The organism is Stenotrophomonas rhizophila (genome assembly GCF_001704155.1).
In the GTDB taxonomy this organism is placed as follows: domain Bacteria; phylum Pseudomonadota; class Gammaproteobacteria; order Xanthomonadales; family Xanthomonadaceae; genus Stenotrophomonas; species Stenotrophomonas rhizophila_A.
Genome location: NZ_CP016294.1, coordinates 3,667,461 through 3,692,840 on the forward strand (window position 1 = coordinate 3,667,461; position 25,380 = coordinate 3,692,840).

A 25,380-nucleotide genomic window follows, 5' to 3' on the forward strand; every position below is an offset into this window, starting at 1 on the left:
TGAACCGCGCGGCGGCCTGGACCATTTGGCGGTCGGCAGGCATTCAGGCCTGAGCAGCTTGATGGTCTTCGATCAGGTCCATCGCGAGCGTTGAGGGCCCCGCCGCGGCCGGCAGGCCCCTGTGCAAATGTCCCCCGGCGGTCGCCCTGCGGCGACGGCCTCCTCCTTTACTTTGCCAGGAGCCTGCCGGCCGCGACGGGGCTCGACTTGCGGTTCGCACTGGAAAAGCGGAAGCCGGGATGCAACGCCGGTGGGTCGAGTGCCGGGTCGCCATGCCCTTGGAGGCGAATTAAAGGAGGAGGTGTCGGCCACAGGCCGACGCCGGGGGACATTCGCCGGAAAGGGCATGGGGGCCCGGCGCTCGATTCACCGGCAGCCGCGTCTGATCGGAGCGCGCGCTCCAATCAGACCGGAGAAGCACCAGGGCTCAGGCGACGCCAGCGCCCTTTGCCTGGACGTCGGCGTGGTACGACGAGCGCACCATCGGGCCGGAGGCCACGTGGCTGAAGCCCAGCTCGTAACCGTAGACCTCCAGTTCCTTGTATTCCTCGGGCGTCCAGTAGCGCAGCACCGGGTGGTGGTGTGCGGTCGGCTGCAGGTACTGGCCGATGGTGATCATGTCCACGTCATGCGCGCGCAGGTCGCGCATGGTTGCCCGCACCTGGTCCATGTCCTCGCCCAGGCCCAGCATGATGCCGGACTTGGTCGCGATCGACGGGTGCTGCGCCTTGAAGTTCTTCAGCAGGGTCAGCGACCACTGGTAATCCGCACCCGGGCGTACGTTGCGGTACAGGTCCGGCACGGTTTCGATGTTGTGGTTGAACACATCCGGCGGGTTGGTCGCCAGGATGTCCAGCGCCCGCTCCATGCGGCCCTTGCCGCGGAAGTCCGGCGTGAGCACTTCGATGCGCGTGTTCGGCGACTTGGCCCGGATCGCCCCGATGCAGTCGGCGAAGTGCTGGGCACCGCCGTCGCGCAGGTCATCGCGGTCCACGCTGGTCACCACCACGTACTTCAGGCCCATGTCGGCCACGGTCTGGGCCAGGCTGGCCGGCTCACCCGCGTCCGGCGGCTTCGGTCGGCCGTGGGCCACGTCGCAGAACGAGCAGCGCCGCGTGCAGACCTCGCCCAGGATCATGAACGTTGCCGTGCCGTGGCTGAAGCACTCATGGATGTTCGGGCAGCTGGCTTCCTCGCAGACCGTCACCAGGCGGTTCTCGCGCAGCTTGGCCTTCAGCGTCTGCACCGCGTTGCCCGACGGAATCCGGACCCGGATCCACGACGGCTTGCGCAGCACCGGTGCGTCGGCGAACTGCACCGGCGAGCGGCCGATCTTGTCACCGCCCAGCTGTTTGACACCGGCCTGCAACGGCGCGGCGGACGGCGTGTCGCCCTGCACGACCTGCAGGGGAATGATGCGAGCGGTGGTTTCAGTCATGGCCTTGGTCGGCGGCGCTCAGGCCGCGTCAGTCAGATCGGGCAGGTCCGTGGCAGGCTGGAGGTCCAACCCGAACTGGCGAGCCAGGTGGCCCAGCAGTACCGGCTTGACGGCCGCCATGCCGGACGGTCCCCCCAAGTCTACCATCGAGGTGACCTGCAGCCCTTGGTAGCCGCAGGGGTTGATGCGGTGGAATGGCTCCAGGTCCATCGCCACGTTGAAGGCCAGCCCGTGGAAGGTGCAGCCGCGGCGGACCCGGATGCCCAGCGCGGCCACCTTGGCCCCGCCCACGTAGACCCCCGGCGCGCCGTCCAGCCGTTCAGCCCCGATATTCCATTCGTCCAGCGTATCGATGATCGCCTGCTCGATCCGGCACACGTAATCGCGCACCCCGATCCCCAGCCGGCGCAGCTGCAGCAGCGGGTAGACCACGATCTGGCCCGGCCCGTGGTAGGTCACCTGACCGCCGCGGTCCACGTGCAGCACCGGGATATCGCCCGGGGCCAGCACGTGTTCGTCCTTGCCGGCCTGGCCCAGGGTGAACACCGGATCGTGCTCGACCACCCACAGCTCGTCCGGGGTGTCGTCGGTACGTGCATCAGTGAAACGCTGCATTGCATGCCAGACCGGCGCATAGGGCTGGCGGCCCAGGTCGCGCACGATCGCCGGCTGCGCCGGGCGCTGGCCCGGTGCAGCGGTGGTTTCGCAGCTGGTTACAGCGTCCACTTCACTTCCGGGTGGTCGCGCAGCGCGGTGTGGGCAAGGTCCAGCTGCTCGCGGCTTTCGGCCATGAAGACCAGCTTCACGGACACGTATTTGCCGTTGGACGAGGTCTTCCAGGTGATGCGCTCTTTGAGCACCTGGATGCCGGCCAGATGCAGCAGCTGCGGAAGTTCGTGCTCCAGACCGATGTTCGCGGCGCCCATGGCGCTGAGCTCGAATTGACCGGGGAACTGGAAGCCGTGTTCGGGATTGTCAGACTTGATTTCCATGACCGCGATTATGGGGACGGAAGCGTCTGAACCCAAGACCTGCATGATCGTGCCCACAGCTGCGCCGAACGGTACGTGAAGATCGGCCTTCACGAACAAGACGCACCAGTGCGTGCGCGGTGCTGGTCACGGCATCACGCCGTGAATACCCTGCTCCCGCTTAAAAATGAATAAACCATCCGCGGGAATCTTATGCTTCTGAAGCGATTCGCGTTACCGGCCGCACTTGCCGGTGTTCTTGCAGCAGCCGCGCCTGCGGTACAGGCAGCCGAACAATGCGGGCCCGACGCCATGCGCGAGCACCCGCCGCAGGTCAACTTCCGCGTCGACAACGATCTGTTCGGCGGCGCGGACCAGGACCAGGGCTACACCAACGGGGCGCAGATCACCTTCGTCTCGCCCAACCTGGTCGATTACACCGACGATCCGTGCCTGCCGAAGCTTGCCCGCTGGGTCAACCGCCACCTCGAACGCCTGGCCCCCGGCGAGTTCGAGCAGCAGAACATGATCTTCAGCTTCGCCCAGCAGATCTACACCCCCAAGGACTTCACCCGCCGCGATGTGATCGAGGACGATCGGCCGTATGCCGGCGTGCTGATCGGCAGCTTCGGCTACAACGCACGGCGCGGCGACCGCCTGCAGACCACCCAGCTCGCGCTTGGCGTGGTCGGGCCGTGGGCGCTGGGCAAGGAAGTGCAGGACGCCGTGCATGACGCGCTGGGCGATGAGAAATTCCAGGGCTGGGACAACCAGCTGCACAACGAACCGGTGTTCATGCTCACCCACGAGCGCATGCACCGCTGGGGCGATGCCGAGGACAACCTGGCCGGCTGGGGCTGGGATGCGATCAGCCACTACGGCGGTGCGGTCGGCAACCTCGCCACCCACCTCAATGCCGGCGGCGAAGTCCGCTTCGGCTGGAAGCTGCCCGACGATTTCGGCAGCACCCCGCTGCGCCCGGCCGGCGAGAACACCGCGCCTACCCGCGGCGGCAAGCCCACCGGGTGGTCGTTCCACCTGTTCGCCACCAGCGATGCGGCCTGGGTGATCCGCGACATCACCCTGGATGGCAACACCTTCCGCAACAGCCACAGCGTGGACAAGCGCAACTGGGTGGCCCAGGGCGGTTACGGCCTGGCGGTGATGTACAACCGCTGGAAGTTCGCCCTCGCCCGCTACCACAGCACCCGCGAGTTCGACCTGCAGGACCAGTCGCCGATCTACGGATCCTTCACGATCAGCCGGTCGCTCTGAGCGACCGGAATCCCCACGGGCCCGTGACGATGACGGGCTCGTGGTTGATTGATCCGGATCCCGATGGGCACGTATGAATTCGTAGCCCCGGCCGTTGGCCGGCTGCTCTTCGTTCCGGGGCCATGACCGCCCGATGCGCGGCTTCGGAACGTGTAAACGCCGGGACGTTGACCGCGATCGTTGCGCAACCGCCTCCGGATACTTGGGCCGCGCTGCGCGCGGTTTCCGGCCAACGGCCGGGGCTACGAATTGTTACGTAACGTCCCCGGATCGGGATCAATCAACCAAGAGCAAGGAACCGTTACGGACCCATTGCGCAAAAAAAAGACCGGCGCGAGCCGGTCTTTTTTTCATTGAATACGGGCGGAACCGTTTATTCCGATTCCCACCACATCCAGAAGCTGTCCCACAGGCGCTTGAAGAAGCCGGCTTCTTCCACCGCGGCCACCGCCACCAGCGGAGCCTGCGCCACCACCTTGCCGTCCAGGGTCACCTTCAGCGTACCCACTGCCTGGCCCGCGGTGAACGGCGCTTCCAGGGTCTTGGGCACGTCGATGCTCGGCTTGAGGTCGTTGTAGCGGCCGCGCGGCACGCTCACCAGCAGCGGCTGGGCCACGCCCAGCTGCAGCGTATCGGCCTTGCCCTTCCACACCTTGTGCTCGGCCACGGCCTTGCCCGGCTCGTACATGCGGTGCGTTTCGAAGAAGCGGAAGCCCCAGTTGAGCAGCGCCAGGCTGTCATCGGCGCGCTGCTTCTCCGAAGCACCGCCCAGCACCACGGCGATCAGGCGCTGGTCGCCACGCTGGGCCGAGCTCATCAGGCAGTAGCCCGCTTCGGAGGTGTGTCCGGTCTTGATGCCGTCCACGCTCTGGTCGCGCCACAGCAGCAGGTTGCGGTTGGGCTGGGTGATGTTGCCCACGGTGAATTCCTTCACCTTGTTGTAGGCGTAGGTTTCCGGGTAGTCGCGCACGAACGCACGGCCCAGCAGCGCCAGGTCGTAGGCGGTGGTGCGATGCCCTTCGGCGCTCAGGCCGTGGGCGTTGACGAAGTGCGAGTCCTTCATGCCGATCCTGGCGGCGTAGCTGTTCATCAGCGAGGCGAAGGCTTCTTCGCTGCCGGCCACATGTTCGGCCAGCGCGATGGCGGCGTCATTGCCCGACTGGATCGCCATGCCCTTTTCCATGTCTTCCAGACGCGCGGTCTGGTTGACCGGGAAACCGCTGTAGCTGCCGTCGGTGCCGGCGCCACCTTCGCGCCAGGCGCGCTCGCTCATCATCACCTGGTCGTCGGTACGGACCTTGCCGTTCTTCACTTCGGCGGCAACCACGTACGAGGTCATCACCTTGGTGATGCTGGCCGGGGCCAGCTGTTCATGGATGTTCTCGCCGGCCAGCACCTGGCCGGTGGCGTAATCCATCAGCACCCAGGCCTTGGCCACGCTGGGCTTGGGCGCCGGCGGGGTGGCCACGGTAACGGGGGCGGCGGCGGCAGGAGCGGGTGCCGGGGCCGGGGTCGGCAAGGGGGTCTGGGCGGAGACCATGCCCACGAACAGGGTCGTGGCCATGGCAGCAGCGGCAAAGCGGAATTTCATCGGACAGCAAGCTCCAGGAGGGCGCCAAGGGAATTACAGGGGACGGTCATTGTAGGTCGTTTACTCTTTCACGATCTGCGGCGACCCGAATCCCAGACCGACAATGCGGCCGGCAAGTTCCGAGGCGCTGGCATGGTCGGCCGCCGGCACCCGCAGGCGCCACAGGGTGCGGCCGCCGCTGACGATGTCGCTGATGCTGGCGCCGACGATGCCGGCCGAAGACAGCTGACCCAGGGCCTTGGTGGCGTTCTCGCGGCTGGCGAAACTGGCTACCTGCAGCAGCACGTTGCCGACCTGCTGCTGCAACGAGGGGCTGGGTGTGGCGGCCGCGACGGGCGCAGGCAGGGGGCGGGCAGCGGCAGCCACCGGCGCAGCCGCCGGCAGCGCGCTCACCGTGACCGGGCCCGTCTCCAGCGTTGCCGCCTGGGTCGCGGCCGGCTGGGCCGGGCCGGCCGGACGCGCGGCAGGCGCCGGCAATGCGCCGACCAGCTTGTCCATGTCGCTGGCGCGGCGCGCCGTGGCCGGCGGCGTTGCAGCCGCCACGGTGGCGGCCGCTTCCGCCGCGCGGCGCTCACGGCGCGAGGGTTTGTCGGCCAGCAGGTTGTCCTCGCCCGGGGTCAGCGCGCGTACTTCTACGTTGCCGGTGCCGCGCTGGGTGATGCCCAGGCGCACGGCGGCGGCGTAGCTGAGATCGATCACCCGGCCGTCGTGGAACGGGCCGCGGTCATTGACCCTCACGATCACCGATTCGCCGTTGTCCAGGTTGGTGACCCGCGCAAAGCTCGGCAGCGGCAGGGTCTTGTGCGCGGCGGTGAAGGCGTACATGTCGTACACCTCACGGTTGGAGGTAAGCCGGCCATGGAACTTGGCACCGTAGTAGGACGCCGTGCCCTTTTCGGCATAGCCCTTGGGCCGGTCCAGTACCTGGTAACTCTTGCCCAGCACCACGTAAGGCGATTTGTTGCCGATCGCCGAGCGTGGCAGGTCCACCACGTCCGGTTCGGGAATGCAGGCCACGTTGGGAATGTAGGTCGGGGTGCTGTCGTTGACGCCCGGCTTGTACAGCCCGCCCGCGCGGTAATCGCCGCGCGTGCTGGGATCCTCCGACGCGGCCTTGTACGGCGAGCCTTCAGGGCAATGCGCAGGGCGGCTGCCCTTGCCCTTGCCCTGCCCCTGCACCAGCGCGCCCGACGGTTTGCCGGTAGTGCCGCTCGCGCTGGGCGGCTTTTTAGGTGCACTGCTGCAGGCGGCCAGCGCCAGGATCAGCAGGCCGGGAACCGCCCATCTGCAGCGCGCGCGTGCGTTCATGCCGGCGGCAGCTCCTGGCCGGCGATGGCCTGCGACAACTGGTACACGGCCATCGCGTACATCTTGGACAGGTTGTAACGGGTGATGGCGTAGTAGTTCTGGAAGCCCAGCCAGTACTGCTTGCCGGTGCTGCCTTCGAGCGTGATCGGCGTGGCGGTCAGGCCGGCGGCGACCGGTACGCTGGGCTGGTAGCCGCGCTGGGCCAGGTCGGACAGCGTCCAGGTCGGGGTCCAGTCGGTGGGGTCGAACGGCGCGCGGCCGGGCGCCAGCGTGGCCGGCACCGCAACCGGGCCGCCGCGCACCCACCCGCCCTTCTTGACGAAGTAATTGGCGATGGAAGAGAACACGTCGTCGTAGCTGGTGAACAGATCGCGGCGACCATCACCGTTGCCGTCCACAGCGAAGTCCAGGTAGCTGGACGGCATGAACTGGCCCATGCCCATCGCGCCGGCATAGCTGCCCTTGATGGACAGGATGTCCAGCTTCTCGTCGCGGCTCAGCGCGAACAGGCGCGCCAGCTCATCGCGGAAGAACAGCTCGCGGCGCACTTCGCGTTCCAGCTTGGCCGGGTCGCCGCTGCGCGGGTAATTGAAGGCCAGCGTGTACAGCGCATCGAGTACGCGGTAGCTGCCGGTGTTGGCGCCGTAACTGGTTTCCACGCCGATGATCGCCACGATCACTTCGGCCGGCACCCCGGTACGCTCCTGCACGCGCATCAGCTCATCGCGGTGCTGGGCCAGGAACTTCCTGCCGCCGTCGATCCGCGCCTGGCTGATGAACATCGGCCGGTACTCGTTCCACGGCTTGACCCGCTCGGCCGGACGCGACATGGCGGCAATGATGGGAGCGCGCACCTGCGCCTGGGCCAGCGTGGCCTCGATCTGCGCAGCGGGAATGCCATAGCGGGCGGCGGTATCGCGCACGAAGTTGGCGCGTGCCACTTCGAACGGCACCGGGGTCAGGTCAACCGGCGGCGCGGTGGCTGCGGCTCCTTCCGGCGCGGCTTCGGCAGGCCCCTTGTGGGCGACTCCCGGCTTGTTGGGCGCACCTGACGCCTGCGGCGGCGGTGACGGGGAGTGCGGCTGGGTCGCGCAGGCAACCAAACCGAGCGTAAGCATGCAAGCCAAAGTGCGTCGAATCATCGCCGCAGGTTAGCAGGTCAAAGATGAAATAAAACCCCTAACACCATGAATCCCAACGATTTGCCCGAAGTTTCGCGGGTTCGTTAAGAGCGTGTGTAAGGTATTCCGGCTGCGCCCCCATCCCCATGGGCGCAACCGGGCTACCGACCCGGTCGATACTGGTGCGACGCGCTACTCCCCAGCGCAACGCCGCACCCCCTGTACCCGTTGGGTCAACTACGTCCCGCAGCGCCTTGCGCGTCGCTTGGCTCGATGCGCAGCTGCTTGCGGGCCGCCATTGTGCAGGCCGTTTACGACAAGTCCATTGATCGTGATCAAGCGCATTCATATTTGTGCGCTACATCTCACTTTCCTGTCAGCACGTTGACGCCTTCTACACCGGCAATGCCGGATTCGGCACATTCGCTACGATCCAAACCCGAATCTGCGCAAAAACCGGCCGAATTCCCGCCGATCTTTTGACTAGACATAAGCTGCGATCATGGGTGCGGCGACATGCCGTCGCCGCCGGACAGGACGTGCGACGGTCAGCTGTAGCCGCCGTGTACCGGGTTGTGGCTGCGCGCGGCCATCACCAGCCCGAACCCGGCCAGCAGCGATACCGCCGAGGTGCCGCCGTAGCTGATCAGCGGCATGGGCACGCCCACCACCGGCAGCAGGCCGGAGATCATGCCGCCGTTGACCAGCACGTAGACGAAGAACGCCAGCCCGGTGGCGCCGGCCAACAGGCGCGAATAGGAATCGCGCGACTGCGAGGCGATCCACAGGCAGCGCCCGATCACCACCAGGTACAGGAACAGCACCAGCGCCACGCCGATCCAGCCGAACTCCTCGCTGAGCACGGAGAAGGCAAAGTCGGTGGTCTGCTCGGGAATGAAGTTCAGGTGCGACTGCGAGCCCTGGCCCCAGCCCTTGCCATCGAAACCGCCCGAACCAATGGCGATCTTGGACTGGATGATGTTCCACCCGGCGCCCAGCGCATCCATCTCCGGGTCCAGGAACATCATGATGCGGTCTTTCTGGTAGGGCCGCAGCAGCCAGATCCAGGCGACGGGTGCGGCGGCAGCGACGCCCCCCACGGCCACGCCCACCCACCACCACGGCAGGCCGGCCAGCAGCAGCACGAACGCACCGCTGGCGGCGATCAGCACGCCGGTACCGAAGTCCGGCTGCAGCATCACCAGCCCGGTCGGCACCCCGATGATCACCGCGCTGACCATCACCGTGGAAAAGCGCGGCGGCAGCGGCATGCGGTGCAGGTACCAGGCCACCATCATCGGCAGGCTGACCTTGAGCAGCTCGGCCGGCTGCAGGTAGAACAGCTTCAGGTCCAGCCACTGGCGGCCGTACTTGCCGGTGCCGAGCACGAACACGGCCAGCAGCGGGATCATCGACACCGCGTAGATCAGCGGGGTGGCCGAGCGGATGCGCAGGATCGGCATGCGCGAAATCGCCCACATCGCGCCCAGCCCAACCACGAAGCGCGCGCCCTGGGCGAACACCAGCGAATCGCCGCCGGCGCTCTTGAGCACGGCAAGGCCGATCAGCATCAACGCGCCCAGCGCCAGGCACAGCACCCAGTCCAGGGTGCTGCTGAAGCGCACGACCATGTCGCTGGCCCAGCGCAGGAAATCCTTCATCGGCTGCGCTCCGGCGGGGCGGGGGGGTGGGCCGCCGGCGCCAGGGGCGCGCCAGGCACGGGTGCCGGGGTGGGAACCGGTTCGGGCAGGCCGACCAGCACCGGCAGCGATTCCAGCACGGCGGCAGCGGCATCGCCGGCTTCGCGCGCGGCACTGTCGCCCTCGAATGCGGTGATGCCGATCGCGGTGGTGCCACGCAGGCTGTCCAGCGGCTCCATGCCCTCGGGCATCTTGCCCAGCAACCAGGCATCGAACAGCTTGCGCGCGATCGGCGCCGCCGCCGAGCCGCCGTAGCCGCCGCCTTCGACCGCAATGGCCAGCACGATCACCGGGTTTTCGGCCGGCGCAAAGCCCACGAACAGCGACCGGTGGCGCAGGTGCATCGGCAGGCTCTTGGGGTTCACCGCCGCGGTGCCGCGGCGGCTGATCACCTGCGCGGTGCCGGTCTTGCCGGCGATGGTGTAGGGCGCGCCGGCCGCCGCGCGCGCGCCGCTGCCGCCCGGGCGCATGGTGCCCATCATGCCTTCGCGCACGGCCTGCAGGTTCCCCGGGCTCGGGCTGACCGGCTTGCTCGTGCCAGCCGGCGTGGGCACCCAGTCCGAATCGAAGCTTTCGCGCTGCTGCATCACCAGGTGCGGGGTGCGCAGCTGGCCGTCGGCAATGCCGCCCACGCCGTGCACCAGCTGCAGCGGGGTGACCTTCCAGTCGCCCTGGCCGATGCTGACGTTGACCGTATCGCCGGGATACCAGCGTTCCTTGCGGGATTTGTACTTGTTCTGCGGCGAAGGCAGGATGCCGCCGATCTCGCCGGTGAGGTCGATACCGGTCGGCTCGCCGAAGCCGTAATAGCCCATGTAGTGGTCGAACCGCTCGATGCCCAGGTCCAGCGCCAGCTTGTAGTAATAAGTGTTGACCGACTGGGTGATCGACTTGCGCAGGTCGGTCCAGCCGTGGCCGCCACGGTTGGCATCGCCCCAGCCACGCGAGGTGCCCGGAAGGTAGAACATGCCGGTGGAGAGGATCTTGTCTTCGGGCTTGCGCACGCCGCTGTCCAACCCGGCCAGGCCGATCAGCGGCTTGATGGTCGAACCCGGTGCCACGCCACCGAGCACCAGGCGGTTGAACTGCGGGCGCGAGGGGTTGTCGTTGAGTGCCTTGAAATCGGCATGCGAGATGCCGTTGACGAACAGGTTGGGGTCGTACGACGGCAGGCTGACCATGGCCAGGATTTCGCCGGTGCGCGGATCCATCGCCACGCCGGCGCCGTCGAAATCGCCGAAGGCCGCCACCATGGCGCGCTGCAGGTCGGCATCGATGGACAGTCGCAGGTCGTTGCCCGACTGCGCCGCGACCCGGCCGATGGTGCGGATGGCGCGGCCCTGCACGTTGGTTTCAACCTGCTCGTAGCCGACCTTGCCGCGCAGCTGCTGCTCGTAATAGCGCTCCAGGCCGGACTTGCCGATATGGGTCAGCGCGGCATTGCCCTCGCCCAGCGTTTCCAGGTCCTTGTCATCGACCCGGCCGACGTAACCGATGATGTGCGCGAACAGGTCACCGTAGGGATAGCGGCGGGTCAGGTAGGGTTCCAGCTCCACGCCGGGATAGCGCCAGCGGTCGACCGCAAAGCGCGCCATTTCCTCGTCGGTGACCCGCAGCTTCAGCGTCACCGGCAGGAAGCTGCGACGCGCCTTGCGTGACTTGTTGAAGGTTTCCAGGTCTTCCGGCGTGATCGTGAGGATCTTCGCCAACCCGGCCAGGGTGGCGTCCATGTCCTTGACCTTGTCCGGGGTGATGTCCAGGCGGAACGCGGGCACGTTTTCGGCCAGCAGCCGCCCGTTGCGGTCATAGATCATGCCGCGCCCGGGCACCACCGGGCGCGGCTTGATGCGGTTGGCTTCCGAACGCGTGGCGTAGGTGTCGTGGTCCAGCACCTGCAGCTTGAAGTACCACCCACCCAACCCGACCAGGCAGACCAGCACGCCGAGGAAGCCCAGCGCGGCGCGGCGCCGGAACTGCTCGGCTTCGGCGCGCGGATTCTTGGCCTGGCGGCGCACGTACATGTCAGCGCCCGCGACGCCCGAAGCGCACTGCGTCGAGCAGCACGAACACCAGCGGCCACAGCCCCATGCCCAGCAGCGGCGCCCACCAGTACGACCACGGCAGGGTCGGTTCGCCCACGGCGATGTGGACCACGGCGCTGACGATGCGGTCGTTGAACAGCAGGCCACCGATGGCCAGCACCTGCTGGGACATCGGGAAGAAGCGGATGCGCGCACGGAAGCGCTGCAGGATGAAGGTGAGCATCACCAGCCGCAGCGCCTGTTCGCCGAGCACGCCGCCGTACAGCAGGTCGGCGATCACGCCGCAGGCGAAGGCCACGCCCAGCCCGACCCGGTCCGGCGCCTCGATCACCCAGTACGCCAGCACCAGCGCCAGCCAGTACGGGCGCAGCGGCTGCAGCAGCACCGGCAACGGCAGCAGGCCGAGCAGCAGTGCCAGCACGATGCTGACCGGGAGCACCCAGGGTTTGTCGCGCAGGCGGCTCATGGGGTGGGCCCCGTCGGGGAAGGCTGGGGTGCGGGTTGGGCCGGTTGCGGCGCGGTTTCCGTGGGCCGACTAACAGTCGGCGCTACCGGGGTTGCCGCCGCAGGTGCAGGCGCTGCCGGTCCGCCTGCGGTTTCGGAAAGCTGGAGGTTGGGCGGGATCCGGATCGCGGCGCCCGGCCTCAGCAGCAGTACGTCGCGGCCGCGGTCGAGCTGGGCGGCGGGCTTGAGTTCGCCGACCAGGAAGGCATGGGTGTCGTCCGGGCGCAGGGCGGTGATCCTGCCGACCGGGAAGCCGGCCGGGAAACGGCCGCCCAGGCCGGAGGTGACGATCTCGTCGCCCACTTCCACCCCCGCGCTGAGCGGAATGTCGCGCAGTTCCAGGGTGTCGCCGCGGCCGTAGACGATCAGGCGCACGCCGTTGCGGGCCACGGTGACCGGCACCGCGTGGTCCGGATCGGTGAGCAGCAGCACGGTGGCGTTGCTGGCGGTGGTGGCGATCACCTGCCCCATCAGGCCGCCGGCGTCGATCACCGCCTGCCCCATGTGCACGCCATCGCGGGTGCCGGCGGCCAGCACCAGGCGCTGCCGGACCGGGTCCAGGTCGATGTCCAGGATCGGCGCCAGCTGCACGTCCAGCCCGCTGCGTTCGGCCACGTTGAGCAGTTCGCGCAGCTGGGCGTTGTCCAGCGCGGCGGTCTGCAGGCGGGTCAGGCGTGCATTCGCGATCAGCAGCTGGTTGCGCAGCTCGCGGTTCTCATCGACCAGCTGGCCGTGGCTGGCCGCATTGTCCTTGACCTGGGTGCCAAGCCGGCCCGGCAGGCCGGCCAGCGCCCACACCGGCTGCACCAGCACGTTGGCCTGCGCGCGCGCGCGCGCCAGCCAGCCGGCCTGGTCATCGAGCACGATCAGGGTGATGGCCAGGGCCAGGTAGGCGAGCAGCCGCAGGGGGCTGCTGGCATCACCCTGGCGGGAGGCTACGGGAGGACCGGCGTAGGGCGGCACGACTGGCTTCGACTGGACAAGGTGGAAAGGGAGCGCGGTGCCGCCAGGTTCGGCGGCACCGGGATGCGACAACGCCCCGGCGCTGCGATGCCCGGCGTGGCAGGCACGCAGCGGGCATCACGCCGCAGGGGCGCGTCCAACACACAGGACCGGTACGGCTTACTCCGGCGCAAAGAACTCGTTGCCGTGCATGTCCACCAGCTCCAGCGCACGACCGCCACCGCGGGCCACGCAGGTGAGCGGGTCGTCGGCCACCTGCACGTGCAGGCCGGTTTCCTCGGAGATCAGGCGGTCCAGGTCGCGCAGCAGGGCGCCACCACCGGTCAGCACGATGCCGCGCTCGGCGACGTCGGCGCACAGTTCCGGCGGGGTCTGCTCCAACGCCAGCTTGACCGCGCTGACGATGCCCGACAGCGGTTCGTGCAGCGCTTCGAGCACTTCGTTGGAGTTGATCTTGATCATCTTCGGCACGCCCTCGGCGAGGTTCCTGCCGGAGATTTCCATCTCGATGACCTCGGCCTGCGGGTAGGCGCAGCCCAGCTCGACCTTGATCCGCTCGGCGGTGGCTTCACCGATCAGCATGCCGTGGTTGCGGCGCACGTAGTTGGTGATCGACTCGTCGAAGCGGTCGCCGCCGATGCGCACCGAGGCCGAATAGACGATGCCGTTCAGCGAGATCACGGCCACTTCGGTGGTGCCGCCGCCGATGTCGATGACCATCGAGCCACGGGCTTCGGTGACCGGCATGCCGGCGCCGATCGCGGCGGCCATCGGCTCTTCGATCAGGAACACGTCACGGGCACCGGCTTCTTCGGCCGATTCCTTGATGGCGCGGCGCTCGACCTGGGTCGAACCGGCCGGCACGCAGACCAGCACGCGCGGGCTCGGGCGAAGGAAGCGCGACTTGTGCACCTTCTTGATGAAGTGCTTGAGCATCGCCTCGGTGTAGGTGAAGTCGGCGATGACGCCATCCTTCATCGGGCGGATGGTGGTGATGTGGCCCGGGGTACGGCCCAGCATCTGCTTGGCTTCGGCGCCGACGGCGGCCACCGAGCGGGTGCCACCGATGGCACGGTCCTGGCGCACGGCCACGACCGACGGTTCGTTCAGCACGATCCCCTGCCCGCGCACGTAAATGAGGGTATTGGCCGTGCCCAGGTCGATGGACAGGTCATTGGAGAACATGCCACGCAGTTTCTTGAACATCTGGGAGTTGATCCTGAGGGGTGTCGCGCCCAACGCGGGATGGCGAAAAATTGGGCAGAATTCGAGGTCGACAAGCCTAGCAATCCCCCTGTGCGCGAGCAAGGAGAAATGTCCGTCAACGCCAGCCTTGGCGGCCATTCAGCCCAATCCGGACAGCCGGGGTTCTGGCCCTGCGGCGCCGCACCCGTTAACCTTTGCGCCATTGGGCGCCTCAGGGCGCCGTTTCGTTGCCCGCCTGCCGGGCCTCAAACCCCTTCCGCATAGGCCTTAATCGATGTCCGCTTTGATCTGTGGTTCTCTTGCCTTCGACACCATCATGGTGTTCCCGGACCAGTTCAAGAATCACATCCTGCCGGACAAGGTGCACATCCTGAACGTGTCGTTCCTGGTGCCGCGCATGCGCCGCGAGTTCGGCGGCTGCGCAGGCAACATCGCCTACAACCTGCACCTGCTGGGCGGCGAGCCGATCCCGATGGGCACGGTGGGCTCGGACTTCGGCCCGTACCGCGAGTATTTCCAGGGCCTGGGCATCGACCTGAGCCGGATCAAGGTGATCGACGAGCTGTTCACCCCGCAGGCGTTCATCACTACCGACCACGACAACAACCAGATCACGGCCTTCCACCCGGGCGCGATGATGCGGTCCTACGAGAACCATGTGAAGGACGTGCCGGGCGTGACCCTGGGCCTGGTCGGCCCGGACGGGCGCGAGGGCATGATCCAGAACTCGCAGGAGTTCTTCGAGGCCGGCGTGCCGTTCATCTTCGACCCGGGCCAGGCCATGCCCCTGTTCAACGGGCCGGAGCTGCGCACCTTCATCGAGCAGGCCGACTACGTGGTGGTCAACGACTACGAGTCCAACCTGCTGCAGGAGCGCACCGGCTGGGACGAAAAGGAGATCGTGAGCCGGGTCAAGGCCTACATCACCACCCGCGGCCCCAAGGGCGCGGTCATCCACACCCCGGAAAAGACCTACGACATCCCGCCGGCGCACGAGCGCCGCGTGGTGGATCCCACCGGCTGTGGCGACGCCTTCCGCGCCGGCCTGATCTACGGCATCGAGAAGGGCTACGACTGGCTGACCATCGGCCGCATGGGCAACCTGATGGGCGCGCTGAAGGTGGAGCATCCCGGCACGCAGAACCAGCGGTTCACGTTCGAAGAATTCAACGAGCAATTCAAACAGCAATTCGGTTACGCGCTGGGCGTTTGATTCGCCCGGTGGCGCCGGCCGTTGGCCTACGGCGCATTGTTCCAGGGTCATGAACGCCTGACGCCCGGCTCCGGTTCGTGTCAACGTTGGACGGAATACGGAGGCGGTGATTCTTCCGCCTCCTGATGCTCGGGCCGCGCTACGCGCGGCGTCCGGCCAACGGCCGGACCTACGAATTGCTACGTGCCCATTGGGATCGGGATGAATCAACCATGGGCTCCGGACACCGGTAGCGCCGGCCGTTGGCCGGCCCAGGCGGTGCCTCACCGCTCGGTTAATTCCACCAGTTCGGCATGCGGCTGGCGTCTACGCCGCCGGTTTCGAATACGGCGGTGCGGGTGCCGCCGGCCTTGACCGGGAATTCGATGGTGATGGACCTGGCCTTGCGGGCCAGCTTCCAGAGCGCCTTCTGGTCGGTGATGAACATGGCGATGGCCTCATCCGTCTTGGGGCGCCAGGCGGCCATCGAGATCGGCTTGCCGTCGTCGACCGTCACCTTCACCGTGCACTGCGGGCAGCGGAAATCACCGGCCTGCAGCACCAGGTAGGCGTGGCGCTTCCACTCCGGGTGGTCGCGGAAGATCAGCTGTACCGTCGTGGGGCCACTGCCGTCCACGTCCACCCGTTCCTTGCTGTAGATCGAGGCCGAGACCTGGTTGCCCTTGCTGCCCACCGGCACCTGGTTGTACTGCCACAGGCCCTGCATGCGGCGCAGTTCGCGCGCGGTTTCGGCCTTGGCCTTGACCTCGGCGTAGCCGGGTTCGATCCGCGCGGCGACGTCCGTGTCCTTGTACTGGTCCAGCAGCGAACCGCCATGGATGCGTGCACGCTCCCAGTCCTGCCCGGCCACAGCCATGTCGTACTGCTTGGCCACGCCTTCGGCCTTTTCTTCCTGCTGCGCTTTGGCGGCGGCGGTCGCGGCTTCCTGCGCCTTGCGCTCTTCTTCCGGGTTGCTGCAGGCAGCCAGGACCAGTGCACAGGCCGCGGCAAGGATCAGTCGTTTCATTACAGGCTCCAGGTGTCAGCGAGGACGCCAAGAGGCGTCACCTGCCTACTTTAACAATGAAAAACGGCGGGGTTTCCCCCGCCGTTCCTGTTCAACGCAGCGCTGGCGGTTACTTGCCCGCGCTTGCCTTGTCCAGCATGTCCTGCACCGATGCCGTGGTGATCGGGTGGTAGCTGGGCTTGGCCTTTTCAAAGGCCGCCTTGGCGAACGCCAGGCCTTCCGGGGTCTTCACCAGTTCGGCGTAGATCGGCAGGATCAGCTTGCGCCGGCCAACGCGTTCGATGAAGGCACCGGCCGCTTCATTGGCCTCCAGATAACCGCTGCGGATGGCAAGCGGGTACCAGCGCATGGCGATCTCGCCATTGGCGGTGCCGGTGAACGCGTACGCCTTGTCCAGCGCGGCCAGCTTGTCCACGGGCAGGGTCTTGCCCATGCCGTCGATGAAGTGCACCCATTCCTGGGTACCCCATTCGCTGGTGATCTGCGCGCTCGGCAGCGTGCCACTGCCCTGCCATGCAATGCGCGCGGTATCGACGATGGAGAAGTTGCGCGAACGCGCCTTGGTGGCGAACGCCGGAATGCCCGGCTCGTCCAGCCATGCCTTCAGCTCGGCGTCGGTCACCGCGCCCGGCTTCTTGGACAGCAGGTTCTTCTTCAGGTACTCGACGAACTGGTCGGTGTTGGCGCTCTGGAATGCGTGGTCATCGAACCAGCCACGCAGGAACGGATCGAACACTTCACGCCCAAAGCGCTGCTCCAGGAACTGCAGGAACCACGAGCCCTTGACGTAGGCCACGTTGCTCAGCGCCTCGTCCGGGTCGCGCTCGGTCAGCGGCGGCAGGGCCAGGGCCTGGTCGGCCGGGCTCATGTCCTTGACCTCGGCCAGCAGGTCGTTCTGGTCGATCTCGCGCTCCATCTCGGCCATTTCCTGGCCATACAGCGCTTCGGTGATGCGGCCCTGCACGTAGGTGGTGAAGCCTTCGTTGAGCCAGATGTCCTTCCAGCTGGAGTTGGTCACCAGGTTGCCCGACCAGCTGTGCGCCAGTTCATGGGCCACCAGCGAGACCAGCGACTTGTCGCCCACGATCACGGTCGGGGTGGCGAAGGTCAGGCGCGGGTTTTCCATGCCGCCGAACGGGAACGACGGCGGCAGTACCAGCATGTCGTAGCGGCCCCAGCGGTATTCGCCATAGAGCTTTTCGGCCGCACCGATCATCTTCTCGGTGTCTTCGAATTCCTTGGCGGCCTTGCCGACCATGGTCGGTTCGGCCCAGACGCCGGAACGACCGGAGATCGGCTCGAACACCAGGTCGCCGGCGGCGATGGCCAGCAGGTAGGACGGAATCGGCTGCGGCATCTTGAAGGTGTAATCACCGTCACGCGCGGCCTTGGGGTCGTTGTCGGCGCTCATCAGCACCATCACGTCCGGGCGCGAAGCCACGTGCGCGCTGTAGGTGAAGCGCACGCTCGGCGTGTCCTGCAGCGGCACCCACGAACGCGCGTGGATGGCCTGGGACTGGCTGAACATGAAGGGCAGCTGCTTGCCTTCGGTCATCGATGGCTCCAGCCACTGCAGGCCCGAGGCGGTCGGCGCGGTGTGGTAGGTCACCCGCACCTTGCCCGGCTGGGCCGGGGCGTCGATGGTCAGCTTGCTGCCGAACACCTTGTCGGCCGGCGCCAGCGCGAACTGCAGCGGCGCGGCGCTGCCATCGGCGGCGACGGCTTCAACCTTCTCGATGGTCAGCTCGCGGGTGTCCAGCACCAGCTGCTTGGCCGCCTTGTCCTTCCACTCCAGGGTGTAGGTGGCGGTGCCGCCGATCTGCCTGCTGTCGAAATCCAGCTTCAGGTCCAGGCCCAGGTCCTTGATGACGACCTTGTCCGGTTCGGCGTAGGAACTTTCATCGTGGCTGCGGTTGACGGCTTTCACGGCAGTGTCGGCGCTCGGCTGGGCGGCGGGGGCCGCGGTCGGGGCGGCGGGCTCTTTGGAGCAGCCGGCGGCAAGCGCGACGGCCAGGGGAATCAGCAGGAACGGGGATCGCATGAATCGGGACCGATCAGGGTGAAACCGCCAGTTTACCCCCGACTCCGCTCCCCCGGGATGTGACCGCCTGCCCATTCCCCATTCAGCCACCCTCGCACAGCAGGCGCGCGCCACCGGCCGCCTTGGCTCAGCGGGAACCGGACCGGTGTCTCAAACCTTGTAGCCGGAGTGGATCGAGACGATGCCGCCGGTCAGGTTCTTGTAATGGCAGCGCGCGAAACCGGCCTCGCCCATCATGGTCTTGAGCTGCTCCTGCGGCGGGTGCTTGCGGATGCTCTCGGCCAGGTACTGGTAGCTGTCGCCGTCGCGGGCGAACAGCTGGCCCAGCTTGGGCAGGATCTTGAACGAATGGAAATCGTAGATCGGCTTGAACCAGTCGGCGGTGACTTCGGAGAACTCCAGCACCCGCGCCTGGCCGCCCACCTTGAGCACGCGGTACATCTCGCGCAGGGCGGCATCCTTGTCGGTGACGTTGCGCAGCCCGAAGGCGATGGTCACCAGGTCGAAGCTGGCATCCGGGAACGGCAGCGCCTCGGCGTTGCACTGGACGAAGTCCAAGCCAGCCACCAGGCCGCGGTTGGTCAGGCGGTCGCGGCCCACGGTGAGCATGCCGGCGTTGATGTCGCCGACCACCACCTGGCCGTCGTCGCCCACGCGCTCCTTGAGCAGCGCGGCGATGTCGCCGGTGCCGCCAGCCAGGTCGAGCACGCTGTCACCCGGCTTCACCTGCGCGGTAGCCACGTAATAGCGCTTCCACGCCCGGTGGATGCCCAGGCTCATCAGGTCGTTCATCAGGTCGTAGTTGCGCGCGACCGAGGTGAACACTTCGCCCACCAGCTTCTGCTTGTCCTTGGCGGCGACATCGCGGAAGCCGAAATGGGTGGTGCCAGTCTTGTAGGGGGATTCGCTCATGGCCCCGATTATCGCACCGCTGGCCGGCCGGCGGCACCTTATGATGGCCCCTTCAGTTGAACGGACCGCCCATGATCACCACCCCCGACTACGCCGCCCTGCTTGAAACCGCCATCGCCGAAGCCCGCCAGGGCCTGGCCGAAGGCGGCATCCCCATCGGCGCTGCCCTGTACCACAACGACGGCCGCCTGCTCGGCTGCGGCCACAACCGCCGGGTCCAGGAGGGCGACCCGTCCGTGCACGGTGAAACCGACGCGTTCCGCAAGGCCGGCCGCCAGCGCCGCTACCAGGACACCATCATGGTCACCACCCTGGCCCCCTGCTGGTACTGCAGCGGGCTGGTGCGCCAGTTCAACATCGGCACGGTGGTGGTGGGTGAATCGGTCACCTTCCAGGGCGGTATCGACTGGCTGCGCGAAAACGGCGTGCAGGTGATCGACATGCAGAGCCAGGAATGCATCGACCTGCTGGGCGGATTCATCTCGGCCCATCCCGAGGTGTGGAACGAAGACATCGGCGAGTAAGCGCCGGTTCCTGCGCGGCCGCGTAGCGAAACATGCCAGATGCGCCACACCGCCTGCGTGTGGCGCCACGCAGTCATGAATGCTTCAGTTGAATGGCAGTGCGCGCACGCGCGCTGCACATCGCCATGACGCGCCATGCACCGGGTTTTACGCACTATCAGGTTGCCTTTCCTTCCTTCCTTTCGAATCGAAGCAGCCATGTCCTCCGTCCCACGCTCCATTCCCGCCGTTATCAATGTCGAGGCCGAGGTGAACTACTGGCGCGAGAAGCATGTCGCTGACGAGCTGAAATCCGCGTCCTTCGGGCATTACATCCCCTGGATCAAGTTCGCCTGCGATTCGCTGATCACCCACCCCAAGGCCTCCGACGAAGAGCGCGAAGAAGCCTTCCAGCACCAGTACGCGGCGCAGATCATGGCCAAACTCAGCGTGGATGACGCGCGGAAATTCGTCGAGGACGTCTGGGAACACGTCTACCTGATGAGCCAGCACGACCAGAATGCCCGTCCCCGCCTGAGCGCGAGCGCCTGAGCCACGGCTGCACGGCGCCTACACGTGTCGCCTGCCATTGATGGGGCCCGTTCCAGCGTTCCGGTTCCCATGAAACTTCGCAGCGTGTTCAACCTCGTCGCCAAGAAGGCGTCCTACGCGGCGGGTACGCCGTGGACCTTCCTCGGTGCGGTCAGCATCGTGCTCATCTGGGCCCTCACTGGGCCCGTATTCAAGTTCAACGACACCTGGCAGCTGGTGATCAACACCGGCACCACCATCATCACGTTCCTGATGGTGTTTCTCATCCAGCACAGCCAGAACGCCGACACCGCCGCCATCCAGATCAAGCTCGACGAGCTGATCCGGGTGACCGCGGAGGCCAACAACGAACTGCTGGATCTTGAAGAACTGGACGAGGAGCGGCTGGAAGAGATCCGCCGCACCTACGAACAGATGGCGCGCGATGCGACCAACGCCCTGGAAAAGGCACGGAATCGGTAGTTACCGCGCGGCCACATCGCCGCGTTCATACCATCCGCCACCCAGCACCTTGTACAGGGCCACCTGGTTGGACAACCGGTTCAACTGCGTGGTCACCAGCGACTGCCGCGCGGTGTACGCGGTCCGCCGCGCGTCCAACAGGGTCAGGAAGCTGTCCAGCCCAGCGTCATAGCGCGCCTGCGACAGCGTCCGTGCCTGTTCGGCCGCCGCCACCAGCGCCTGCTGTGACGCCAGCTGCGCATCCAGGCTGTCGTTGAGCGCCAGTGCGTCGGCGGCCTCGCGGAAGCCGGACTGGATCGCCTTCTCGTACTTCGCCAGCGCGATATCGCGGTTGGCATTGGCCACGCCCAGCCCGGCGCGCAGCTTGCCGCCCTGGAAGATCGGCAGGTTCAACGTGGGCATGAAGCTCCACGCGCGGGTGCCGGCATCGAACAACCCCGACAGCTCCGACGAGGTGGACCCAACGCTGCCGGTGAGGCTGATCGACGGGAAGAACGCCGCGCGTGCGGCGCCGATGTTGGCGTTGGCCGCCAGCAGCGTGTGCTCGGCCGCCATCACGTCCGGGCGGCGCAGCAGCACCTCACCGGGCACGCCCGCCGGCACCGCGCGCACGGCGGCCACGTCGGTGGCTTCGCTGGCGGGCAGCAACGCCTCGTCGACCGGGCCGCCGGCCAGCAGCGCCAGCGCGTTGCGGTCCTGCGCGACCTGGCCCTGGTAGCGGGCAACATCGGTGCGCGCGGTTTCCACCAGCGTGCGCGTCTGGCTCAGTTCCAGCGCAGAGGCACCGCCCAGCTGGTGGCGCGCCTCGCTCAGGCGCAGCGAATCCTCATAGGTGGCCAGGGTGGCCTCGGCGATCTTCAGCTGCTCGCTGTCGGCGCCCAGGGTCAACCACGCATTGGCCACTTCGGCCACCAGCGACAGCTGCGCGTTGCGGCGGTTGGCCGCCTCGGCGAAGTACTGCTGCAGCGCCGCCTGGCTCAGGTTGCGCACACGGCCGAACAAATCCAGTTCGAACTCGACCACGCCGAGGTTGGCGCTGAACTGCTCGGTGACCGGCACATCGCCACCGCTGCGGGTCATCTGCCCCTGCACGCCGAGCGCGGGAACCCGGTCGGCACGCTGGATGCGGTACTGCGCACGCGCCTTGTCCACATTGAGCACGGCCACGCGCAGGTCGCGATTGTTCTCCAGCGACTGGGCGATGAGCGATTGCAGCCGCTCGTCGACGAAGTAGTCGCGCCAGCCGATGTCGGCCACCTCCACCGCCGCAGCGGTGGAGGTGGTGGCCGGCCACTGCGCCGGGATCGCCGGGGCGACCTCGGTGCTGCGTGGCTCGAGCATGGCGCAGCCGGAGAGGGCGGCGGTCATGGCCAGGGCAAGGAGCGCCTTATTCATGGGTGTCACCTTCGTTGGAGTTCGTCCCGACCAACGGTCGGGACCCACCGTTCCTGGTGCCGCGGTTGAACAGCTTCTGCACCACGACAAAGAACAGCGGAATGAAGAACAGGCCCAGCACGGTGCCGACGATCATGCCGCCCAGCACGCCCGTACCGATCGCGCGCTGCGCACCCGAACCGGCGCCCGAGGCGATGGCCAGCGGCAGCACGCCCAGGCCGAATGCCAGCGAGGTCATGATGATCGGCCGCAGGCGGTCGCGTACCGCGTGCATGGTGGCTTCCAGCACGCCTGCGCCCTTCTCCAGGTTTTCCTTGGCGAACTCCACGATCAGGATCGCGTTCTTGCTGGTCAGGCCCACCGTGGTCAGCATCGCCACCTGGAAGTAGATGTCGCGTTCCATGCCACGCAGGGTATTGGCCAGCACCGCACCGAGGATGCCCAGCGGCGCCACCAGCAGCACCGAGGTCGGCACGCTCCAGCTTTCATACAGCGCGGCCAGGCACAGGAACACGATCAGCAGCGACAGCGTGTACAGCAGCGGCGTCTGCGAACCGGCCTGGCGTTCCTGGTAGGACAGCGCGGTCCATTCGATCTCGAAGCCCGGCGGCAGGTCCTTGGCGATGCGTTCGATCTCGGCCATGGCATCGCCCGAGGCCACGCCCGGTGCGGGCTCGCCCTGGATTTCCATCGCCGACACGCCGTTGTAGCGCTCCAGGCGCGGCGAACCATAGTCCCAGCGCTTGGAGGCGAAGGCGCTGAACGGCACCATCTCGCCGGCGTTGTTCTTCACCGACCACAGGTTGAAGTCGTCCGGGTTCATGCGGAACGGCGCATCGGACTGCACATACACGCGCTTGACCCGGCCACGGTCGATGAAGTCATCGATGTAGCTGCTGCCCCACGCGGCGGCCAGGGTGCTGTTGATCGCGCTGGTCGACAGGCCCAGTGCATTGGCCTTTTCCACGTCCACGTCGATGCGCAGCTGCGGGGTGTCTTCCTGGCCGTTCGGGCGCACGTTGGCCAGCAGCTTGCTCTGCCCGGCGCCGCCGAGCAGCTGGTTGCGCGCGTTGAGCAGGGCCTCGTGGCCTTGGCCGCTGTTGTCCTTCAGGAAGAAGGTGTAGCCCGAGCCGATGCCCAGCTCCGGCATGGCCGGCGGCGGGAAGGCGAAGATGAAGGCGTCCTTGATCTGGCCCAGCGCGCCCATCGCGCGCCCGGTGATCGGGCCCACGCCCTGGTCGGCATCACGGTCCTTCCAGTCCTTGAGCTTGATGAAGGCCATGCCCGCGTTCTGGCCCATGCCGGCGAAGCTGAAGCCCTGCACCGAGAACACCGACTCCACCGCCTCGGTTTCGTTCTTCAGGAAGTGGTCTTCCAGCTTGTACATCGCCTCCAGGGTGCGTTCCTGGGTGGCACCGACCGGGGTCTGCACCAGCGCCATCAGGATGCCCTGGTCTTCATTGGGCAGGAACGAGCTGGGCAGGCGCGCGAACAGCACGCCCATGGCCACCGCCAATGCCACGAAGATGGCCATGAAGCGCCACGGCCGCGCCAGGATGCCTTTGACCCCGCGCTGGTAGGTTTCGCTGGAACGGTCGAAACCGCGGTTGAAACCGCCGAAGAAGCGCCCGGACCAGCCCTTGTGCGCCACGTGGTGCTCGCCCTTCTTCAGCGGCTTGAGCATGGTGGCGCACAGCGCCGGGGTGAGCACGATGGCGACCAGCACCGAAAGTGCCATGGCAGACACGATCGTGGCCGAGAACTGCCGGTAGATGACGCCGGTGGAGCCGCTCATGAAGGCCATCGGGACGAACACCGCCGACAGCACCAGGCCGATGCCGACCAGCGCGCCGGTGATCTGGCTCATCGACTTGCGGGTGGCCTCCAACGGCGACAACCCTTCTTCGGACATGATGCGTTCGACGTTCTCCACCACCACGATGGCATCGTCCACCAGCAGGCCGATCGCCAGCACCATGGCGAACATGGTCAGCATGTTGATCGAGAAGCCCAGCGCGGCCAGGATGCCGAACGTGCCCAGCAGCACTACCGGTACGGCGATGGTGGGGATCAGGGTGGCGCGGAAATTCTGCAGGAACAGGTACATCACCACGAACACCAGCACGATGGCTTCGATCAGGGTCTTGATGACGCCCTTGATCGAGACCTGCACGAACGGGGTGGTGTCATACGGCACTACCGATTCCAGCCCGGCCGGGAAGTTTTCCTTCAGGTCCTCCAGCGCGGCGCGCACGCCGTTGGCGGTATCCAGCGCGTTGGCGCCGGTGGCCAGGGTAATCGCGATACCGCTGGACGGCTTGCCGTTGTAGCGGGTCACGAAGTCATAGCTTTCGGCGCCCAGCTCGACCCGGGCCACATCGCCCAGGCGCAGCTCGCTGCCATCGGCACCGCCGCGGACCAGGATGTTGCGGAACTGTTCCGGGGTCTGCAGGCGGTCCTGCGCGTTGATGGTGGCGTTGAGCTGCTGGCCCTTCACCGACGGCGCGCCGCCGAGCTGGCCGATGGCCACCTGGGCGTTCTGCGCGGTGATCGCCGCGGTGACTTCGTCCACCGACAGCTTGTAGGTATGCAGCTTGTTGGGGTCCAGCCAGATGCGCATGGCGTACTTGCCGCCGAACACCTGGATGTTGCCCACGCCCGGCACGCGGCTGAGCGGATCGACGACATTGGAGCCGACGTAGTCGGAAATGTCGTTGGCATCCATGCTGCCATCGTTGGAGACGAAGCCGATCACCTGCAGGAAGCCGCTGCTGGACTTGGCCACGTTGATGCCCTGGCGCTGTACTTCCTGCGGCAGCAGCGGCATGGCCAGCTGCAGCTTGTTCTGCACCTGGACCTGGGCGATGTCCGGGTCCGTGCCGCTTTCGAAGGTCAGGGTGATGGTGGCCTGGCCGTTGGCCGAGCTGTTGGAGGAGAAGTAGATCAGGCCATCGATGCCCTTCATGTTCTGTTCGATGATCTGGGTCACCGAGTCCTCGACCACCTTGGCCGATGCGCCCGGGTAGGACGCGCTGATCTCGACGGCGGGCGGTGCCACTTCCGGGTACATCGACACCGGCAGCTTGAGCACCGCCAGCGCACCGGCGAGCATGATAATGATCGCAATCACCCACGCGAAGATGGGGCGATCAATAAAGTAACGAGCCATGGAATTCT

At 66.8% G+C, this 25,380-nt stretch carries 21 protein-coding genes; 5 read left to right on the top strand and 16 right to left on the bottom strand.

What is annotated here, in order from left to right:
• Positions 1-427: 427 nt before the first annotated feature.
• Genes lipA through BAY15_RS16325 form a run of 3 tightly spaced genes read right to left on the bottom strand, consistent with a single transcriptional unit; the run spans position 428 to position 2,430 of the window.
• A complete protein-coding gene (gene lipA, locus BAY15_RS16315; RefSeq protein WP_068854039.1) occupies positions 428-1,438 on the bottom strand; it encodes a lipoyl synthase in 1,011 nt (336 codons plus the stop codon).
• 18 nt (positions 1,439-1,456) lie between these two features.
• A complete protein-coding gene (gene lipB / locus BAY15_RS16320; protein WP_068854040.1) occupies positions 1,457-2,164 on the bottom strand; it encodes a lipoyl(octanoyl) transferase LipB in 708 nt (235 codons plus the stop codon).
• Positions 2,152-2,430 carry a DUF493 family protein gene (locus tag BAY15_RS16325; RefSeq protein WP_068854041.1) on the bottom strand — a complete coding sequence of 93 codons (279 nt, stop codon included), beginning with the start codon at positions 2,428-2,430 and terminating at the stop codon, positions 2,152-2,154. Before BAY15_RS16325 ends, lipB begins: the two co-directional genes overlap by 13 nt.
• 192 nt (positions 2,431-2,622) lie before the next feature.
• Between BAY15_RS16325 and BAY15_RS16330 the strand changes: the two genes are divergently transcribed.
• Positions 2,623-3,684 carry a lipid A deacylase LpxR family protein gene (locus BAY15_RS16330; protein WP_068854042.1) on the top strand — a complete coding sequence of 354 codons (1,062 nt, stop codon included), beginning with the start codon at positions 2,623-2,625 and terminating at the stop codon, positions 3,682-3,684.
• 373 nt (positions 3,685-4,057) lie between these two features.
• Here BAY15_RS16330 and BAY15_RS16335 read toward each other — a convergent pair whose 3' ends face one another.
• The 8 genes from BAY15_RS16335 to BAY15_RS16370 form a co-directional block, all read right to left on the bottom strand.
• Positions 4,058-5,275, bottom strand: coding sequence for a D-alanyl-D-alanine carboxypeptidase family protein (locus tag BAY15_RS16335; RefSeq protein WP_068854043.1), 1,218 nt, complete (start codon positions 5,273-5,275; stop codon positions 4,058-4,060).
• Positions 5,276-5,335: 60 nt separating this feature from the next.
• Positions 5,336-6,583 (bottom strand): septal ring lytic transglycosylase RlpA family protein, encoded by a 1,248-nt coding sequence (locus BAY15_RS16340; RefSeq protein ID WP_068854044.1) that lies wholly within the window; start codon positions 6,581-6,583, stop codon positions 5,336-5,338.
• Entirely contained in the window at positions 6,580-7,725 is a 1,146-nt protein-coding gene (gene mltB, locus BAY15_RS16345) for a lytic murein transglycosylase B (RefSeq protein WP_068854045.1), read from the bottom strand. The genes BAY15_RS16340 and mltB overlap by 4 nt, the downstream gene beginning before the upstream one ends.
• 527 nt (positions 7,726-8,252) lie before the next feature.
• Positions 8,253-9,365: a rod shape-determining protein RodA gene (rodA, locus tag BAY15_RS16350; protein ID WP_068854046.1), complete on the bottom strand. Its 1,113-nt coding sequence runs from the start codon at positions 9,363-9,365 to the stop codon at positions 8,253-8,255.
• A complete protein-coding gene (mrdA, locus tag BAY15_RS16355) occupies positions 9,362-11,425 on the bottom strand; it encodes a penicillin-binding protein 2 (protein ID WP_068854047.1) in 2,064 nt (687 codons plus the stop codon). The genes rodA and mrdA overlap by 4 nt, the downstream gene beginning before the upstream one ends.
• A 1-nt stretch (position 11,426) precedes the next feature.
• Positions 11,427-11,912, bottom strand: coding sequence for a rod shape-determining protein MreD (gene mreD, locus BAY15_RS16360; RefSeq protein WP_068854048.1), 486 nt, complete (start codon positions 11,910-11,912; stop codon positions 11,427-11,429).
• Entirely contained in the window at positions 11,909-12,913 is a 1,005-nt protein-coding gene (mreC, locus tag BAY15_RS16365) for a rod shape-determining protein MreC (protein ID WP_068854049.1), read from the bottom strand. Before mreC ends, mreD begins: the two co-directional genes overlap by 4 nt.
• Positions 12,914-13,072: 159 nt before the next feature.
• On the bottom strand, positions 13,073-14,119 hold the full coding sequence (locus tag BAY15_RS16370; protein ID WP_038686189.1) for a rod shape-determining protein: 1,047 nt from the start codon (positions 14,117-14,119) through the stop codon (positions 13,073-13,075).
• A gap of 274 nt (positions 14,120-14,393) precedes the next feature.
• On the opposite strand from BAY15_RS16370, the gene BAY15_RS16375 reads away from it, so the two are divergent.
• Entirely contained in the window at positions 14,394-15,332 is a 939-nt protein-coding gene (locus BAY15_RS16375; protein ID WP_068854050.1) for a carbohydrate kinase family protein, read from the top strand.
• Between the two features lie 274 nt (positions 15,333-15,606).
• Here the strand turns inward: BAY15_RS16375 and BAY15_RS16380 are convergent, their stop codons facing one another.
• The 3 genes from BAY15_RS16380 to ubiE form a co-directional block, all read right to left on the bottom strand.
• Positions 15,607-16,338, bottom strand: coding sequence for a hypothetical protein (locus tag BAY15_RS16380; protein ID WP_068854051.1), 732 nt, complete (start codon positions 16,336-16,338; stop codon positions 15,607-15,609).
• A gap of 109 nt (positions 16,339-16,447) precedes the next feature.
• Positions 16,448-18,379, bottom strand: a complete 1,932-nt coding sequence (locus BAY15_RS16385) for a M1 family metallopeptidase (RefSeq protein ID WP_068854052.1) — start codon at positions 18,377-18,379, stop codon at positions 16,448-16,450.
• A gap of 150 nt (positions 18,380-18,529) precedes the next feature.
• Positions 18,530-19,291 carry a bifunctional demethylmenaquinone methyltransferase/2-methoxy-6-polyprenyl-1,4-benzoquinol methylase UbiE gene (ubiE, locus tag BAY15_RS16390; RefSeq protein WP_068854053.1) on the bottom strand — a complete coding sequence of 254 codons (762 nt, stop codon included), beginning with the start codon at positions 19,289-19,291 and terminating at the stop codon, positions 18,530-18,532.
• Positions 19,292-19,362: 71 nt separating this feature from the next.
• Between ubiE and BAY15_RS16395 the strand changes: the two genes are divergently transcribed.
• From BAY15_RS16395 to BAY15_RS16405, 3 genes are all read left to right on the top strand, one after another.
• Complete coding sequence (locus BAY15_RS16395; protein ID WP_068854054.1) at positions 19,363-19,815, top strand: nucleoside deaminase; 453 nt, start codon at positions 19,363-19,365, stop codon at positions 19,813-19,815.
• Between the two features lie 198 nt (positions 19,816-20,013).
• Entirely contained in the window at positions 20,014-20,346 is a 333-nt protein-coding gene (locus tag BAY15_RS16400) for a hypothetical protein (RefSeq protein WP_068854055.1), read from the top strand.
• A gap of 69 nt (positions 20,347-20,415) precedes the next feature.
• Positions 20,416-20,808 carry a low affinity iron permease family protein gene (locus BAY15_RS16405; protein WP_068854056.1) on the top strand — a complete coding sequence of 131 codons (393 nt, stop codon included), beginning with the start codon at positions 20,416-20,418 and terminating at the stop codon, positions 20,806-20,808.
• Here the strand turns inward: BAY15_RS16405 and BAY15_RS16410 are convergent, their stop codons facing one another.
• Both BAY15_RS16410 and smeE read right to left on the bottom strand, forming a co-directional pair.
• Positions 20,809-22,203: an efflux transporter outer membrane subunit gene (locus BAY15_RS16410; RefSeq protein ID WP_068854057.1), complete on the bottom strand. Its 1,395-nt coding sequence runs from the start codon at positions 22,201-22,203 to the stop codon at positions 20,809-20,811.
• Complete coding sequence (smeE, locus tag BAY15_RS16415; RefSeq protein ID WP_068854058.1) at positions 22,196-25,372, bottom strand: multidrug efflux RND transporter permease subunit SmeE; 3,177 nt, start codon at positions 25,370-25,372, stop codon at positions 22,196-22,198. Before smeE ends, BAY15_RS16410 begins: the two co-directional genes overlap by 8 nt.
• Positions 25,373-25,380: the final 8 nt, after the last annotated feature.